Origin of the sequence: Desulfosoma caldarium, assembly GCF_003751385.1 — a bacterium.
Taxonomy (GTDB): Bacteria; Desulfobacterota; Syntrophobacteria; order Syntrophobacterales; family DSM-9756; genus Desulfosoma; species Desulfosoma caldarium.
In genome coordinates, this window is the sequence record NZ_RJVA01000011.1 from 98,672 (window position 1) to 115,467 (window position 16,796).

Consider the following 16,796-nt stretch of genomic DNA (forward strand, 5'->3'; position numbering starts at 1 on the left):
GTCGCGTGGGAGGACCGATTCATTGGGTGTTGGTTCTTTTGGCACTGGGAGTTGTCCTGGGAGCTGCGCTGGGCATAAGTTGCCTTTTTTGTCGAGCTTATGCGGCTCTTTTGGACGCACCTCTGCTGAGGGTGAAGAGTATCGAAATACGAGGGACGGTAAGGCTGAATCGAAAAACCGTTCTGGATACCTTGGGCGTTCCCAAGGGGACCAGCATGCTCAGGCTGCGGCTGGACGTCTTGGCCCAGCGGCTCGAAAGGCTTTCGTGGGTCAAATCGGCTCAGGTGGCCCTGGATCCCAGCGGCCGGCTCGTGGTCATGATCGGTGAGCGCAAGCCCGTGGCGGTGGTCATGGGAGCGCGCCCTCTGCTCATGGACGAAGAGGGCTGGCTGTTTATGGAGGTTAAGGTCGAATCTTACATGGAACTGCCCTATGTGACCAAAGTGGGCTCGAGAAAACCCGCACTGGGAGAGCGCGTTCCGGAGGCCTTTCTTGAGGTCTTTCATGAGCTTCTCAGGGCCTTGAAGGGTGTGTCGGGTCTGGGCGTCCAATTTGTGTCAGAAATTCTATGGGATCCATTGGAAGGCGTCTCGATTTATGCCAATCCCACAGGAACTCGTATCCATCTTGGAAATGGGGATTTTTTGCTGAAGATGCAACGCATGCGGAGAGCTCTCAGAGAAGTGGAGCGTCGCATGGGTGCGGCCGCCTTGGATGGGCTGCAGGCTATGGATCTGTCCTATCCCGATCGAGCCTACATTCAGGGCCGATTTCAGAAGGGGCAAGGCGTGTGAACTAGCGTTCAGCCTCGGCGCCATGGAAACCTTAAGGGTCACGAGGGAATGATGGCAAGAAGAGATGACCTGATCGTCGGCTTGGATCTCGGGACCACCAAGGTGTGTGTCGTGGTCGGGGAAATGACACCCGAAGGGATTGATATCGTCGGGGTGGGAACGACGCCTTCGGTGGGCATGCGCGGCGGTGTGGTGGTCAACATCGATCAAACGGTCAACGCCATTCGCAAGGCGGTCAGCGAAGCGGAAAGGATGGCAGGGTGCCAGATTTCTTCCGTGTATACCAGCGTGGGCGGAACGCACATTACGAGCCTCAACAGCCATGGGGTGATTGCTATCAAGAGCCGCGAGGTGACGCGAACGGATGTGGAACGGGTCCTGGAAGCGGCCAAGGCCATCGCCATGCCTTTTGACCGCCGTGTTCTGCACGTGTTGCCCCAGCAATACATCGTGGACGATCAGGAAGGCATTCAGGACCCTTTGGGCATGTCCGGCGTGCGTCTGGAAGCCAAAGTGCACATTGTCACAGGAGTCTTCAGCGCCTTGCAAAACATCGTCAAGTGCTGTGAACGGGCCGGATTGCATGTGTTGGATATTGTGATGGAATCCTTGGCTTCCAGTGAGTCGGTTTTGGATCCCGATGAGAAGCATTTGGGCGTAGCTCTGGTGGACATGGGCGGAGGCACCACCAGTGTTGCCGTCTTTCGAGAACAGGCGATTCGGTATTCTTCGGTGATCGGCCTGGGTGGCAACCATGTGACATCCGATATTTCTGTGGGACTTCGCACGGCGATCGATGAGGCAGAAAAGATTAAGCGCCAATACGGATGCGCGACGATTGAGCGCGTGGATCCTCAAGAAGTGATCGCCGTGGGTTCCGTAGGCGGCCAAAAACCTCGAGAATTGGCGCGCTCTATCTTGGCGGAAATCATCGAGGCACGCGTGGAAGAAATCTTGAAGGTCACAGAATTGGAGCTCATTCGCTCAGGCTACACGGAATTCCTTCACGCGGGCGTGGTGCTCACAGGAGGGGTATCCCTACTGCCGGGGATTCGGGATTTGGCGGAGCGTGTTTTTGACCTGCCGGTGCGCATAGGGGTTCCTTACCGTTTTGGTGGTTTGGGCGACGTGGTGAAAAACCCGATCTATGCCACGGCGACGGGGCTTTTGCTTTACGGATGGCAACACGGGCCGAGACTGCGCCAAAGATCCTCGGAAGAGTCCTGGTGGCATCGAGGGTGGGCCTTTCTCAAGAACCTTTTTAAAGAGTTTTGAATTTTCAGGCCTATGATCTGCCCTTTCCTGGGGCGTTCAAGGTCTGGGCACGGTGAACGGGGTCGCGCCGAGGCGCGGCGGGACGGGCAACGTCAACGGCAAGACAAAGGGGAGTCGCTATGGAAAGCAAACCGATTCATGGAGCACGCATCAAGGTCTTAGGAATTGGTGGTGGGGGCGGCAACGCTGTGAACAACATGATCGCCGCAGGCATGGAAGGGGTTGAATTCATCGCGGCGAACACGGACTTTCAGGTCTTGGAAAGAAACATGGCCTCTGTGCACGTGCAGCTGGGCACCAACCTCACCAAAGGTTTGGGCGCCGGAGGCGATCCGGAAAAAGGCGCCAAGGCCACGGAAGAAGATTTGGACAAGATTCGTGAAGCGCTACAAGGCAGCGATATGGTCTTCATCACTGCAGGTCTTGGTGGAGGGACCGGCACGGGTGGAGCGCCCATCATCGCTAAAGTGTGCAAGGAACTGGGAGCCTTGACGGTGGCTGTTGTCACCAAGCCCTTTAGTTTTGAAGGTAAAGTGCGGCAACGCAACGCCGAACAGGGACTCAAAGCCCTGGGGGAAGTGGTGGATACCCTCATTAGCATTCCCAACGACCGGCTGAGCAGTCTGGCCGATCGACGCGCCACTCTTCTTGAAATGTTCCGTAAAGCAGACGATGTGCTCCTGCACGCCGTCAAAGGCATTTCCGATCTCATCATGAATCCGGGTTTGATTAATGTGGACTTTGCGGATGTGAAGACCGTCATGAGCGAGATGGGCTTGGCCATGATGGGTACAGGCGTGGCGAAGGGAGAAAACCGAGCCGCCATGGCGGCGCAAATGGCCATTTCCAGTCCGCTTCTGGAAGACATTTCCATTCACGGAGCTCGCGCGGCCCTTATCAACATCTGTGCCGGTCCGGATCTGGCCATGTACGAGTTTGAAGAAGCGTCCACGATCATTTACAATGAAGTGGACAACGAAGCGCAGATCATTTTGGGCACGACTATTGACGAGACCATGGGCGATGAGCTGCGGGTGACCGTGATCGCCACGGGCATTGGCCAGCCTAAGCAGCAAGCCAAGCGCGATATGTCCCGGATTACAAGGCTTCGACAGGAATCGGCGGTGGAACCCATTATGCCTCACGTGCCGGAAGCCACGGTGTTGCCGGCCGCGGCCAGCGCTCCTATTCGGGATGATTTGATTCTTGAGGATCGTCCCAGGAAGAGGAGTTTCTTCAAGAGACTGACAGGAGGATCGGTCGACGAGGAGGATTGGAACATTCCCACATTCATTCGCAAACAAGCCGACTGAGGTTTTGGGTCTTTCCGTGGCATGACTCCCCGTCCTATGGCCACAAGGGAGCGGGATAGGAGCCCCGAGTGAGTGCCCGCGCGGCGGTTCCTTCCCGCTTCTCAGGAAGCGAGAGAAGGGACGCTCTTGCCTTCAAGGCATGGGCAGGCGGGTTTGCGGCTTTAGCGTGCGGGCGATGGGGGACTGTTCCGAAGGAGTCGTCGGCCTCGCACGTTGATGCGTTGGAAGCAGAGGCAACTTTCACAGATTCGGCTGACCAGAGAAAAGTCCTTGATCTCCCGAAATCCGGGAGGATCTATCCATATTGTTCTCGCATTTCCTAACACTTACCATGTTGGCATGTCCAACCTGGGGTTTCAGACCGCCTATCGGCTTTTCAATGACATTCCTTTCGTGACGTGCGAACGGGTTTTTTATCCCGACCCGGAGATTCGCGCAAAGTGCCGTTCGGGCAGAGCACAGCTACTCTCCATGGAGTCGTCCCGGCCTTTGACGGATTTTCACCTCATCGCCTTTTCGGTCTCTTTTGAAAATGATTATCCGGCCATTTTGGAAATGCTTCATTGGGCGGGGCTTTCGGTACGAAGTGCCGACCGCCATGAGACGGACCCTTTGGTTGCTGCCGGAGGCGTCGCAGTCTTATTAAATCCGGAACCCTTGGCCGATTTTATGGATTTTTTCTTCATCGGCGAGGCCGAAGGCCTTGTAAATCCTTTTGTGCGTCACTGGATCGATGCGCAGGGGGCATCGCGCCGCGAAATATTGGAGTATTTGGCTGAACACTGCCCCGGCCTTTATGTGCCTCGGCTGTATACACCCGTCTATGGGTCAACGGGCGTTCTGCAGAGCATACAGCCCAAGGGAAAGGTTCCGACAAGGGTCCGAGCCGTCAAGGTGGGTTTGGACTCCATAGAACCTGCCCATTCGGTTTTGGTCACCAAAGAGACGGAATTTTCCGAGACGGCTCTGATCGAGATTGGCCGCGGCTGTGGTCGCGGCTGCCGGTTTTGTGCGGCGGGATTTATTTACAGGCCCCCTCGGTTTCACACCCTCGAGGCCATAAGCCGCCTTGTGGCCGAGTGGATGCCCCATACGGCGCGCATCGGTCTCGTCAGCCCGGCCGTCTCCGATTATCCAGAACTGAATGAACTTTGCCACCGCCTTTTGGACTGGAACCTGCAAGTGCATTTTTCCTCCCTGCGGGCGGACAAGGTGTCCCCGGACATTTTAATGGCTTTGGGGGAAAGCGGCTTGAAAGCCGTTGCCATAGCCCCCGAAGCGGGTTCCGAACGCTTGCGGGCCGTGATCGGCAAGCACCTCACGGACGAGAATGTCCTTTCGGCTGCGGAGCGCCTCACGGCGTGTGGTGTTCAGCATTTGAAGCTTTATTTTATGATCGGGTTGCCTTTGGAGACCCGTGAAGATCTGGCGGCCACGGTGGATTTGGTCAAAAGGGTCAAGCACCGGGTGCTGGAGCGCAGTCGAGGCCAAAAGAAACTGGGGGAGATCACCTTGAGTGTTCATTCTTTCGTCCCCAAGCCGTTCACGCCTTTTCAATGGGCGCCCTTTGCGGGGGTGAGTGAGCTCAAAGCCAAGGCCAAATGGCTCAAGCATGCTCTGGGCAAAGTCGCCAATGTGCGCGTCCATTTCGATCTACCCAAATGGGCTTATGTGCAGGCGATGCTGAGCCGAGGAGACCGTCGGGTGGGTGACCTGCTGGAAAAGGTCGCACTCAAGGGCATGAGTTGGACCCAGGTGGCCAGAGAATCGGTGCTGAATCCGGATTTTTGGGTGATGCGGGAAAGGGATCCGGACGAAGTTTTTCCATGGGAGATCGTGGATCACGGCGTCAAGCGAGCTTTCCTGCGTTCTCAATACGAAAGAGCCATGCGTGGCCTTGCCTCGGAACCCTGCGTTCAAGAACCGGGGTGCCATATCTGTGGCGCATGTGGGCGTGCCCATGCCGAGGGTCCATCGTGAGAGGGCTGCGGGGATGGGCTTTCGAAGGATTTTTCTCCCGCGTTTTGTTCCTTGTGCTATTCTACAAAGCCAACTGAGGCCAAAGGGCTTTATGAGAGCCGATCTGGCGGGCACGCGGGCATCGCGTTAATGAGACCCGAAAATCTGACCCATGGAAGGACATCACCATGACCTCAAACCTCAACGACTATTACGCCATCCTAGGGGTTTCTCCGAAAGCGTCGCCGGAGGAAATCAAAAGGGCCTTCAGAAAATTGGCTCTGGAAACCCATCCGGATCGCAATCCGGGGGATCGCCAAGCGGAAGAACGATTCAAAAAGATCAATGAAGCTTACGGTGTGTTGTCAGATCCTCAAAAAAGGGCCGAATACGACCGGTATCGGGTTATGAGTCATCGACCGGGCACCGTCCATGGACCTGCGGGCGGCTTTGGCTACAGTCAGGAAGAAATCTTTCGAGACTTTTTCACAAGTCGACAGGCTCAGGAAATTTTTGCGGAAATGCGTCGAGAATTCGAGCGCATGGGCTTTCGGTTTGATGACAGTTTCTTGAACAACATCTTTTTTGGGGGCAGGACTTTTGTTTTTCGCGCCACCATGTGGGGCGGACCCGAAGGCGTGCGCGTTTATCGCTCCGCGGGTCGTTACGGCACGGAGTCCCCATCGAAGGGGCATGGGGATTTTTCCAAGCCTTCGTCCAAATCTTCGCTGGTCCTTCCCGTGCTTAAAATGGGAGCTTCGCTGCTCTATCAAGCCGGAAAAAACATGGGCAAGCGCTTGGTGCGCAAGGCCCTGGAATGGGTCGGTCTGGGAGACCAAGGACATGGCATCGGCGCAGATGGAGCAGGCGGTGCGGACGTGGTGTACCGGCTGACCATCGATCTGGAAGAAGCCATGCACGGAACGGTTCTGGAAGTGGCTTTACCCCATCTGGGTAACAAACGGGTGGCGGTCAGAATTCCTCCGGGCGTCTCCAGTGGCACGCGCCTGAGGCTCAAGAGTCTTGGAAAGACGATCCAGCATCACGGTTTGCCGGTGCAAGGCGATACCTACATTGAGCTGCGGGTCGAGGGCATGTGACAACGCTGTGACTTGGCTCTTGAAAGCCGACGCGAAGGGCCAATTTTTTGAAGAGAAAGGGGGTGTAAGCCATGCTGGAATTGATCAAAAAAGGACTACTGGCGAGCCTCGGTGCCGTGGTGATGACCAAGGAGCGGGTGGAAAAGGCGACCAAGTCTTTGGTCGAGGAGGGAAAGCTCTCTCGAGAGGAAGCCGACAATCTGGCGGAGGAGCTGATTCGCAGCGGGGAGCGGCAATGGGAGGAGATTCAGCAGTCGCTCAGTGAAAACATCAAGAAGGCTGTGGAGCGGGTGGACGTGGCGCGACGCAGTGAGCTGGAGGGGCTTAAAGACCGACTGGAAAACCTTGAAAAACGCGTGTCCATGATGGAGGAGCGTTTGGGCAAGGTTTAGGGGCCAAGGGCTAAAGAAAGTGCCTCGGGACATGAGGAGGCCGTGTGGATTTCAAAACAATCATGCACCTGGGCCGATTCAAAGACATCGCCGTGATTCTTTTTCGATATGGTTTCGACGACGTCCTGAACCGCCTGGGATTTCCCACCCGCCATTTGCCGGGCGTTCGGCATCCGCAGGAGCTGGAAACGAGCACGTTTGAAAGAATTCGCCGGGCTCTGGAAGATCTCGGTCCAACCTTTGTGAAGTTCGGCCAGATGATGAGCCTTCGGCCGGATCTTTTGCCTTATCCCCTGATTCAAGAGTTGAGGAAGCTTCGAGAAGACGTTGCTCCGGTGTCTTTTTCCCAAATCCGCCTCGTACTGGAGCAATCCTTGGGAAAACCTCTGGATGAAATCTTTTCCCAGTTCGAAGAAGAGCCTTTGGCGTCGGCCTCCATGGCTCAGGTGCATCGGGCCGTGCTGGCCCGGTCAGGGAAGGCCGTGGCGGTCAAAGTGCAGCGCCCTGGCATCGGTCACGTCATCAAAAAAGACCTTTATATTTTGGAAATCATTGCCCAGGAAATTCATGAAAGGCTCGAGGATTTTCGGGTCTATGAACTTCCCAATCTGGTACGGGAACTGCGTCGCACCATGACGCGCGAGCTGGACTTTACCCTGGAAGCTAGAAATATTCGCATCTTCCGAGCCAACTTTCAAAACGTCGACCGTTGCTTTGCCCCTCGCGTCCTGGACCCGTACGTGCGTCGACGCGTGCTCACCATGGAACTCATTCAAGGCCGACGACTCTCCGAAGTGATGGGTCAAGCGGACACGGCCGAAAAACTCCAGTTGGCTCGTCTGGGCCTTAAGGCCATGGTCAAGCAGATTCTCGAGGACGGTTTCTTTCATGCCGATCCGCACCCTGGAAACATCCTGGTGACGGACGAAGGGGCGATCTGTCTGCTGGATTGGGGAATGGTGGGGCGTCTGAGCCGGGAGATGCGCTATGAGATCATCGACCTGGTACATGCGATTGTGGAAAAGGACAGTGACCGGGTTTTGGAAATCATCCTGACCGTGGCGCGCGGCGGCGGCAGTGCCGAGGACCGTAGCCTGATTCACCGGGAAATTCTGGACCTTCTTGACGCCTATCATGGCATTCCACTGGAACAGATCGATCTGGGCTCCCTCCTCATGGACATAGCCACCCTACTGCGAGACTACAAACTCCATCTGCCGTCGGATCTGGCCATGATGATTCGTTCGCTCATCACCGCCGAAGGCACGGCCAGAGAATTGGCGCCGAACCTCAACGTGGTCAAGGAAGCCGAGGATCTGGTGGCTCGGCTTTCCATGGAGCGATGGAAGCCTCCGGAGTTGTTGCGAAATGTTCGCCGCACTTTGCGGCATCTAGGTCAAATGCAAAGGGAGGTCCCGCCGCGAATCTTGCAGATTCTTGACAAGATGCAACGAGGGGAGCTGAATGTCCGGTTCCAGCACGAAAATTTGGGGGATCTTCGGCGCACTTTGGACAATATGTCCAATCGGTTGACCTTGGGGCTCATCGTCGCGGCCATGATCATCGGCTCTTCCATGATCATCACCACGGGCGTAGAACCTTACCTCTTTGGGTATCCGGCGTTGGGCATTATCGGCTACCTCATCTCAGGGCTTTTTGGTCTCTGGCTCATCGTGACCATTTTGCGTTCTCGCCGTTTTTGAACGGCGCTTCGAAGTGTAACGGGTTCGCGCGGCGAAACATGAAAAAGGGCCGCTTCGGGCCCTTTTTCACTAGCAGGGACTCGAAAGATCGGCCTCGATTTTCAGCCGCACGAACTCCCACAGGAAGCCCCGCATCCTCCCCCGCCCATGGGGACTTCCGACAGCACTCGAAAACCGGAAACCATGCCGTGATCCACGAAGTCCACGGTCAGGTTCTTCGTGAGCTCCAGCAATTGGCGATTCACCACCAGGGTAAAGCCATTGATCTTGAAGACAGCGTCCGCATCTGTTGGTTCATCCAGAACCATTGCCAACGACGGACCGCTTCATCCGCCCTGCTGCAAAAAGATGCGAATGGGATGGACTTCTTTACCCTGGAAGTATTCCTTGAGGACTTCTTCCGCTTTCGGTGTCAATTGAACCATTGTGCTCTCCTTTTTCTTCAAGGCATTTTTACTTCATTATGGACAGCCTTGCGCCGTGTCAACTGAAGCGGGGCGCACCTTAGCAACAATTGATCAAATTGAGAAGAAAGATTTGCAGGGGGTGAGCAAGGGGGCCCAAACCTGGGTTGTTTCCATGTTGTGATTCCGGCTAGGATGGGATGCACGGCGCCGCGCAGGCGGCCTGGTTTCATCGCATTAACGGAGGGTGGCGTGGAAGGCGCTTCATGGCAGCGCACGTTGTGGATCATGTTCGTGGCTCAGCTTCTTTCGGCGGTGGGTTTTTCTGTGATCTTTCCGTTCCTTCCGCTCTACGTGCAACAGCTGCCATCCCTGTGGAATGTAAACGCTAAGCTTTTAGCGGGCCTTGTTTTTTCCGCGCAGGCTTTGACCATGATGGTCGCTTCACCTATCTGGGGAGGCTTGGCGGATCGTTTTGGTCGTAAGCTCATGGTGGAGCGCTCCCTTTTTGGCGGTGCCGTGGTGTTGGCGGCCATGGCCTTTGTGCGCTCTGCCGAGGAACTGGTGGGGCTTCGAGCGCTTCAGGGCTTGATCACGGGAACCATCTCCGCCGCCAACGCCTTGGTGGCAGCTTCAACGCCGCGGCATCGCATCGGCTACGCCATGGGGGTCATGCAGTTGGGCCTCACAGGAGGCATTGCCGTGGGGCCTTTGCTGGGCGGCATTTTGGCCGATTCGCTGGGCTATCGTGCCGCTTTTTGGGTCACCGGAGCCCTTTTGGCCGCCGCAGGCGTGCTGGTGGCTGTAGGGGTTGAGGAGGTCTTTGAGCCTTCTCTGGGGGTGCCACGAGGCGGCGTTTCTTCGGGGTTGTGGAAGTCCTGGCGAAGCGTGCTGCAACGTCGTGGCGTCGGCATGGCCTACGGACTTCGTTTTTTTGCCTATCTGGGCCGAATGATGATCGTGCCCATCGCCCCCTTTTTCATTCAGACACTGTTGGAACCCGACGCCTCGGTCAATACGTTTACCGGGCTTGTCTTTGCCGTGGTGGCCTTCATGAGTGCGCTTTCCGCCGTGCTGTGGGGAAAGCTTGGAGACCGCATCGGCCATGAACGGGTTTTAGTCATGTGTGCCCTTATGAGTGGGCTGGCGTATCTTCCCCAGAGCCTGGTTCAGGAAGCGTGGCAGCTCTTGGCGCTGCAGGCTGTCTTTGGGCTCGCTCTGGGAGGCACGCTGCCCTCCACCAGTGCTCTTCTAGCAGCTTACACGGCTCAAGGAGAAGAAGGGTCCGTGTACGGTTTGGACAGCTCTGTGGTGTCCGGATCCCGCGCCATAGCCCCGCTCTTGGGCGCCGCCGTGGCTCAGGGTTTTGGGCTGCGCGCCACTTTTACGGCGACAGGGATTCTTTTCTTGGTCATGGGGCTTTTGGCCCTTCGCGTCCTTCCGCCTTCAAGCCGGTCCGGGCCTTCCAAGACTTTCTTTTCCCGTGACGTGGATTAGGCTGTATTTTGGTTCATTGAGGTTCCTCGGTGGCGAGGCGGGCAAAGGCTTGGACAATGATGTCGGGATCGCCGTTTTGAAGGGTTCGCACGTCCATGAGGAAGCGATCGGATTCAATGCGGCCGATAATGGGTGGGTTATTGGCTCTAAAGAACTTTTCCAATTGATTGGCGCTCCACCGCTGCGACGAGACGGCCACCACATAGGTCGGCAGGTTGCGTTCCGGCAGCGCCCCTCCGCCCACTTGGGAAAAGCTTTCCATAACCTGCACGTTCATGCTTGTTATGCCGACGGCTTCCCGAATTCGCTGAGCCAGCTGCAGAGCCTGGTCTTTTAAGGATGCCAAAGGCCGAGCGATCATGGCCAGGGTGGGAATGCGACGCCACGCCGTGGGTTCATCACGATAAAGGCGCAGGGTGGCCTCCAGAGCGGCCAGAGTCATCTTGTCCACGCGCAGAGCCCGGGTCAGAGGATTTTTCTTGCACAGAGCAATAATCTCCTTGCGCCCAAGAATGATTCCCGCTTGAGGCCCTCCAAGCAGCTTGTCTCCACTAAAGGTCACCACATCCACCCCGGCACGCACGGCTTGTTGGGCTGTGGGTTCTTGAGGCAGCCCAACCGGAGAGACATCCACAAGGGAACCGCTGCCCAGGTCTTCCGCCACCAAAAGGTTGTGGCGGCGAGCCAACCGAACCAGGTCTTCCAGGGCCACTTCAGCCGTGAATCCGACGAGCCGATAATTGCTGCAATGCACCTTCATGAGAAGCCGCGTGCGTTCTCCGATGGCCCTTTCGTAGTCGTAAAGATGCGTGCGATTGGTGCAGCCGACTTCTCGAAGAATGGCCCCGCTGGCGGCCATGACGTCGGGAATGCGAAAGGAACCGCCGATCTCCACCAGTTGGCCACGGGAAACAATGACTTCCTGGCCCTTGGCGAGGGTGTTCAGCACCAACAGAACAGCCGCGGCGTTGTTGTTGACTACAAGGGCTGCTTCCGCCCCCGTGATTTCTCGTAGGATGGCTTCCGCGTGCACGTAGCGGGAACCACGCCGACCCTTGGCCACATCGTATTCCAGATTGGAATAGGAACGGCAGACCACCTGCAGCCTTTGCACCGCCTCTTCGGCCAGTAGGGAACGTCCGAGATTGGTATGCACTACGATTCCTGTGGCGTTGACCAGGGGGTGAAGAGTGAAGGCATTTTTTTGTGCACACAACACCGAAGCCCTTTGAACCAGTTCTGAAATGGAGGGCACTGCGGCCAGAGGATGCTCGTGAGGTGAGAGCAGATGCCGACGAGCCTCCTCCAACACTTCCCTGACACTGTCCACCACGATTTTTCGAGCAACACCGGACAGAAGGTCGTGAATGTCCGGATGCTTGAGAAGTTCGTCCACGCTGGGCAACTGGCGAAGTCGATCCTGAAGGGTGGTCCCTTGGTTGTTAGGCATTTTTAAGCTCCACATCCACAACGTACTGGGGAGTCCAGTCACTTACATGCCGGCCCGATGCGAATCGGCCCTTGAGGACAAAAAAATGCCTTAACTGGTTTTACAATGCCAGCAGTTTTTTGATGACAAGAGCTGTGGAGGTGTGGAAAAGACTTCATCTTTACGAAAGAACGGTTCGGGATTATTCTGCAGTCAAAAAAAAGATGGAGGTGTCAAGACCCCTTGCAGGCTCAATCGACTCAGCCCATGGATAAAGAACAGGCCAAGATCTATCGCCATGGCCTCTCCCTTTCTGCGGCGCTCCTTTCGGAGTTTGTTCGAAAAGGCTTAAACCCTTTGTCCTTATCCCAGATGCCATCATCGGCCCTGGCCTTGTGGGTGGGGCACCTCGTGGAGGTTGTGAAGCGGCCAGTGGTGGTCATCGCTTCCTCGGACCGAGAAGCCGGGTTTTTGGCAGACGAAATTCGCTTTTTTCTGCAGTCTCACCGAAGTGCGGATCCCTTGCAGCGCAAGCTTCTGGTGTTTCCTTCACGCTGCGGCCATCAAGCGCAGGTCTTGGGCAAGATGGAATCGACGGCGCAGCGTGTGGGAACACTGTGGAGCCTGAAAAACCTGGCGGGACCTTATGTTGTGGTCACCTCCGCTGCCGCGATTCTTGAAAAGGTGATTCCGCCCGAAGTGCTCATGGGCAGCAGCGAATACCGCGTCGTGGGAGAAACCCTAGACGTGGAAGGTTTGGTGCGGCGCTTGGTGGCTGGCGGCTACTACCCGGCGGCCCTTGTGGAGGAATATGGAGACTTCAGCCGCCGGGGCGGGGTTCTGGATGTGTACGTGCCCTTATATGCGTGGCCGGTGCGCTTGGAATTTTCTGCGGATGTCCTGGAATCCATTCGCTTGTTTCACCCGGCAAGCCAACGGTCTGTGGCGACGCTGGAGGAAGTGGTGCTGGTGCCAGCCAGCGAGGTCGTGCTCAGTGACATGGTGCGCCAGCGGGCCCGGCGCCTTCTGATGGAAGACGTCCACGCGGGACGGCTCAGCCCCTCCCTGGGCAATCTGTGGCGGGAAAGGCTGGAGACGGAGCATCAACCCTCGGCATTTGAAACCGTGCTTTCGGTCTTTTACGAAGAACTTGCCTCCCTTTTTGACTATCTACCGCAGACCGCCGTGGTGCTCTGGTCCGATTACGCCGAGTTGAAAAAAACGCTGCACGAGACTTACGGGCGCATCCTCTGGGAGTGGGGCCGAAAGGATGAGCAGGATCTGTGGCGACGTCCGGTGGAAGAACTTTTTCTAGCGCCGGAGTCTGTGGATGGGTTGGTTCGGCGTTTTCAAAACGTCTGGATCAATGCTATGGCGGATCGAAAAGAAGCAGCCGCGCACTGGGACGTGGGTGTGCGGAGCCAGAGCGACCTGTGCTTGGCTCTGAAATCTCATCCCAAGAGAGAAAGGCTTCTGGAACCCGTGGTGCACCAGGTTCGTTCCTGGCAAGATCAGGGATTGTGCACGGTGATCGTCAGCGATCATCCCGAACAGTCCAAACGACTCAAGGAGCTGCTCACCCACTACGGCGTTGAAACGGCGGGCACGCTTCGTGGTCGAGATCTGGTCCGTCCCCGTCGGCCGGAGGGGCGAGAACTTTACTTGGCCGTAGGCCCGATTCGTACCGGCTTTGTTTGGCCGGGGCATCACGTGGCGGTGGTTTCGGAAACCGAACTGTTCGGAAGGCGCCGTGCGCGGTCTTCGCGAAAGAGAAGCCTTTCGGGTCTATTTCTCAGTTCCTTTGAGGACTTACGTGATGGAGATTTGGTGGTTCATGTGGACCACGGCATCGCTGTCTACCGAGGGCTTGTGCATCTGACGGTGGGACAGATGGAGAGTGATTTTCTTCAGCTGGACTACCAGGACGGGGATCGCCTTTACGTCCCCGTGGACAAGCTTCATAAGGTGCAGAAGTATCTGGGGCTTGATGGTACGGAAGTGCGGCTGGACAAACTGGGAGGTAAGACGTGGGAAGCCGCCAAGAGAAAAGCCCGCGAATCCGCCGAAAGAGTGGCGGAAGAACTGCTCAAGATCTACGCCCTTCGTCACATACGTGAAGGCACAGCGTTCAGCCCGCCGGACAATGTCTTTCGGGAATTTGAGGCCACCTTTGCCTTTGAAGAAACGCCCGATCAGATGCGGGCCATCGAAGACGTTTTGCAAGACATGTGCTCGCCTCGCCCAATGGATCGTCTCATCTGCGGGGACGTGGGCTATGGAAAGACGGAAGTGGCCTTGAGGGCTGCCTTTAAAGCGGCCATGGACGGCAAGCAGGTGGCCATGCTCACCCCCACCACCGTCTTGGCCGAGCAACACTTTGCCACCTTTCAGGAGCGCCTCAAGGACTTTCCGGTGACCGTGGATGTGCTCAGCCGATTTCGTACTCCCGCGGAACAAAAGCGCATCCTCGAACGGCTCCAGTCCGGAAGCCTAGATATCATCATCGGCACCCATCGGCTTCTGCAAAAGGACGTGGTGTTCAAGGACTTGGGTTTGCTCATCATTGACGAGGAGCAACGTTTCGGAGTGCGCCACAAGGAGCGGATCAAGGAAATGCGGGTGGCCGTGGATGTGCTCACCCTGACGGCGACCCCCATTCCCAGAACGCTTCACATGGCCCTGTCGGGCATTCGGGATCTGAGCACCATCGAAACGGCGCCTCAGGATCGCAAGGCCGTGGAAACGGTGGTCTGTCCCTTTGAAGACCTCACCATTCGAGAGGCGATCACAAGGGAATTGCGGCGCGGGGGCCAGGTTTTCTTTGTGCATAATCATGTCCAAACGATTCTGCGCATGGCCGACAAGATTCGATCCCTCGTGCCCGAAGCCCGTGTGGAAGTGGCTCACGGTCAGATGAAGGAACGGGACCTGGAAAAGATCATGCTGGATTTCGTGCACAGAAAGGTGGATGTGTTGGTGTGCACGACCATCATTGAGTCCGGGCTGGACATCCCCACGGCCAACACCATCCTCATTAACCGCGCGGACAAGATGGGCTTGGCGCAAATTTACCAACTGCGGGGCCGAGTGGGCCGTTCCGCGGAGCAGGCTTACGCCTACCTGCTGATTCCCGGAGAACATCTAGTCACCCGGGACGCCCAGAAAAGGCTTCGAGCGCTCATGGATTTCAGTGAACTGGGGTCCGGATTTAAGATTGCCTTGAACGATCTTCAAATTCGAGGGGGCGGCACCATCTTGGGATCGGCGCAATCGGGGCATATTGCTTCCGTTGGCTACGAGCTCTACTTGGAACTGCTGGAAGAGACCATTCGTAAGATGAAAGGCGAAGCGGTGGAAGAAGACTTTCCGGACCCCGAGATCGCTTTACCCATTGCCGCCTACCTGCCGACCCCTTTCATGCCCGTTGCGGACCAAAGGCTCGTGGCTTACAAACGGTTGTCCGGAGCGAAAACTCAACAGGAAATCGACGACATTGCCAAGGAATGGAGAGATCGCTGTGGACCTCTGCCCGATGAAGCCAAATCACTTCTTCTGCTGGCCCGATTGCGGCTCCTCATGAAAGCCCTGCGCATCACGCGCCTCGAAGGCACAGGCACTCTGTTTACCTTCACCTTCATGGAAATGCCGCGCCTGGATTCCATCATGGAAAGCCTGTGCGATGCCAAGTGCTCGATCACCATGCAAGGGGAACGCAAGATGAACGTGGACTTGGATGTCCGCACGCCTTTGGCAGCCCTGGTTCGGCTGAAAAGAATCTTGCAAGCGCTTGTGGATCATGGTAAAGACCATAGTCAATTCAATAGGTTAGTTCCAACATTTCCCGTTGAACGTGACCTTTCGGCGGGCGTAAGGGGTGCGAGTTCTTCTGACCAGAAAGGACGCGGGGCGCGATGAGACCAAGCGTGTGGCAGGCCATGGCGGTGGGGTTATTGGCGGTGTGGAGTTTTCTGAGCGTGGCGAAGGTGGGCCGTGCCGAGACGGTGGATTGGATTGTGGCTGTGGTCAACGACGATGTGATTTTGAATAGCGAACTGCAACGCCGCGTTGAGGACGTAGTCAAGGCGGCGGGGCACCTGCACAACGCCGCTCCCTTAGGCCCCGCGGACGCTCTGCGCAAAGAGGTCTTGCGCCAGATGATTCGTGACAAACTGACGGCTCAAGAAGTCGCGCGGCTTAAGATCACGGTGACCGATTCGGAAGTGGAGGAAGCCTTGGCGTCTATTCAGAGTGCCAACAATATGAGCCGTCAGCAGTTGGAAGCAATGCTTCAGAGGGAAGGCCGCTCCTTGGAGCAGTTCAAAAAGATGATCCGCCAGGACATGGAAAGGGCTCGATTGATCGAAAGGGTTTTGAAGTCCAAGACGTTGATTACCGACGAACAGGTTCAATCTGCTCTGAGCCGTGAGGTGCGAAGTCCTGAGGAAGAAAGACATCTGGCGGTCATTTTTCTTGCGGCCCCTAAGGCTCCGGAAGCGAGACAGGCGGTGCGGTTGAAAGCCCAGGAAATTCTCAATCGGATTCGTCAAGGCGAGAATTTTGCCGATCTGGCCCGCGCCTACTCCCAGGGGCCTGAAGCTCAGAATGGGGGAGACATCGGGACCATCAAGGCCAAGAACATGGTTCCGGCCTTGGAACAGGCGACGCGCAATTTGGAGCCCGGCCAGGTGAGTGACGTCCTGGAATCGGCCGACGGGTTTTATATAATCAAGCTTTTGGACGCGAAGAGGCCTAAGCTGGGAGAGGTGGACGAAAGGGTGAAGGAAAAGGTACGCCAAGAACTGTTTCGCATGGAAGTCAATCGCAAGTATGATCAATGGATTCGCGACCTGGAGGCCAAGTCCTATATCCAGATTCATTTGGATCCTCCAACGTCGGGATCTTAAAGGGTGGCGGAGTGAGCAGCTTTCGC

The 16,796-nt window shown here is 56.5% G+C and carries 12 protein-coding genes; 10 read left to right on the forward strand and 2 right to left on the reverse strand.

The genetic code is table 11. The annotated features are described in order from the left end of the window. Nucleotides 1–5 precede the first annotated feature (5 nt). From EDC27_RS06330 to EDC27_RS06360, 7 genes are all read left to right on the forward strand, one after another. Nucleotides 6–794 (forward strand): cell division protein FtsQ/DivIB, encoded by a 789-nt coding sequence (locus tag EDC27_RS06330; protein WP_170161648.1) that lies wholly within the window; start codon nucleotides 6–8, stop codon nucleotides 792–794. 48 nt (nucleotides 795–842) lie between these two features. Continuing rightward, complete coding sequence (ftsA, locus tag EDC27_RS06335; protein ID WP_123289781.1) at nucleotides 843–2,069, forward strand: cell division protein FtsA; 1,227 nt, start codon at nucleotides 843–845, stop codon at nucleotides 2,067–2,069. A 119-nt stretch (nucleotides 2,070–2,188) separates the two neighbouring features. Next, on the forward strand, nucleotides 2,189–3,382 hold the full coding sequence (gene ftsZ, locus EDC27_RS06340) for a cell division protein FtsZ (RefSeq protein ID WP_123289782.1): 1,194 nt from the start codon (nucleotides 2,189–2,191) through the stop codon (nucleotides 3,380–3,382). Between the two features lie 270 nt (nucleotides 3,383–3,652). Then, the gene (locus tag EDC27_RS06345) at nucleotides 3,653–5,362 is read left to right on the forward strand and encodes a radical SAM protein (RefSeq protein WP_211334795.1); all 1,710 of its coding nucleotides are present in this window, start codon (nucleotides 3,653–3,655) and stop codon (nucleotides 5,360–5,362) included. A gap of 167 nt (nucleotides 5,363–5,529) precedes the next feature. Further along, a complete protein-coding gene (locus EDC27_RS16735) occupies nucleotides 5,530–6,441 on the forward strand; it encodes a DnaJ domain-containing protein (protein ID WP_123289784.1) in 912 nt (303 codons plus the stop codon). A gap of 71 nt (nucleotides 6,442–6,512) precedes the next feature. Next, nucleotides 6,513–6,833: a phasin family protein gene (locus EDC27_RS06355; RefSeq protein WP_123289785.1), complete on the forward strand. Its 321-nt coding sequence runs from the start codon at nucleotides 6,513–6,515 to the stop codon at nucleotides 6,831–6,833. Between the two features lie 44 nt (nucleotides 6,834–6,877). Beyond that, nucleotides 6,878–8,536 (forward strand): ABC1 kinase family protein, encoded by a 1,659-nt coding sequence (locus EDC27_RS06360; RefSeq protein ID WP_123289786.1) that lies wholly within the window; start codon nucleotides 6,878–6,880, stop codon nucleotides 8,534–8,536. Between the two features lie 101 nt (nucleotides 8,537–8,637). Here EDC27_RS06360 and EDC27_RS06365 read toward each other — a convergent pair whose 3' ends face one another. Continuing rightward, on the reverse strand, nucleotides 8,638–8,961 hold the full coding sequence (locus EDC27_RS06365) for an IscA/HesB family protein (protein WP_342778631.1): 324 nt from the start codon (nucleotides 8,959–8,961) through the stop codon (nucleotides 8,638–8,640). Between the two features lie 231 nt (nucleotides 8,962–9,192). Here EDC27_RS06365 and EDC27_RS06370 point away from each other — a divergent pair, with 231 nt between their 5' ends. Beyond that, complete coding sequence (locus EDC27_RS06370) at nucleotides 9,193–10,437, forward strand: MFS transporter (RefSeq protein ID WP_211334796.1); 1,245 nt, start codon at nucleotides 9,193–9,195, stop codon at nucleotides 10,435–10,437. A gap of 13 nt (nucleotides 10,438–10,450) precedes the next feature. Here EDC27_RS06370 and selA read toward each other — a convergent pair whose 3' ends face one another. Continuing rightward, the gene (selA, locus tag EDC27_RS06375) at nucleotides 10,451–11,887 is read right to left on the reverse strand and encodes an L-seryl-tRNA(Sec) selenium transferase (RefSeq protein WP_123289788.1); all 1,437 of its coding nucleotides are present in this window, start codon (nucleotides 11,885–11,887) and stop codon (nucleotides 10,451–10,453) included. A 246-nt stretch (nucleotides 11,888–12,133) separates the two neighbouring features. Between selA and mfd the strand changes: the two genes are divergently transcribed. Both mfd and EDC27_RS06385 read left to right on the forward strand, forming a co-directional pair. Continuing rightward, the gene (gene mfd, locus EDC27_RS06380) at nucleotides 12,134–15,781 is read left to right on the forward strand and encodes a transcription-repair coupling factor (protein WP_123289789.1); all 3,648 of its coding nucleotides are present in this window, start codon (nucleotides 12,134–12,136) and stop codon (nucleotides 15,779–15,781) included. Further along, nucleotides 15,778–16,770, forward strand: a complete 993-nt coding sequence (locus tag EDC27_RS06385; protein ID WP_123289790.1) for a peptidylprolyl isomerase — start codon at nucleotides 15,778–15,780, stop codon at nucleotides 16,768–16,770. The genes mfd and EDC27_RS06385 overlap by 4 nt, the downstream gene beginning before the upstream one ends. Nucleotides 16,771–16,796: the final 26 nt, after the last annotated feature.

Bases quoted from the DNA above. Each gene is read 5' to 3' on its own strand.
- mfd (WP_123289789.1), top strand. From the start codon at position 12,134: ATGGATAAAGAACAGGCCAAGATCTATCGCCATGGCCTCTCCCTTTCT.
- EDC27_RS16735 (WP_123289784.1), top strand. From the start codon at position 5,530: ATGACCTCAAACCTCAACGACTATTACGCCATCCTAGGGGTTTCTCCG.
- ftsA (WP_123289781.1), top strand. From the start codon at position 843: ATGATGGCAAGAAGAGATGACCTGATCGTCGGCTTGGATCTCGGGACC.
- ftsZ (WP_123289782.1), top strand. From the start codon at position 2,189: ATGGAAAGCAAACCGATTCATGGAGCACGCATCAAGGTCTTAGGAATT.
- selA (WP_123289788.1), bottom strand. From the start codon at position 11,887: ATGCCTAACAACCAAGGGACCACCCTTCAGGATCGACTTCGCCAGTTG.
- EDC27_RS06385 (WP_123289790.1), top strand. From the start codon at position 15,778: ATGAGACCAAGCGTGTGGCAGGCCATGGCGGTGGGGTTATTGGCGGTG.
- EDC27_RS06355 (WP_123289785.1), top strand. From the start codon at position 6,513: ATGCTGGAATTGATCAAAAAAGGACTACTGGCGAGCCTCGGTGCCGTG.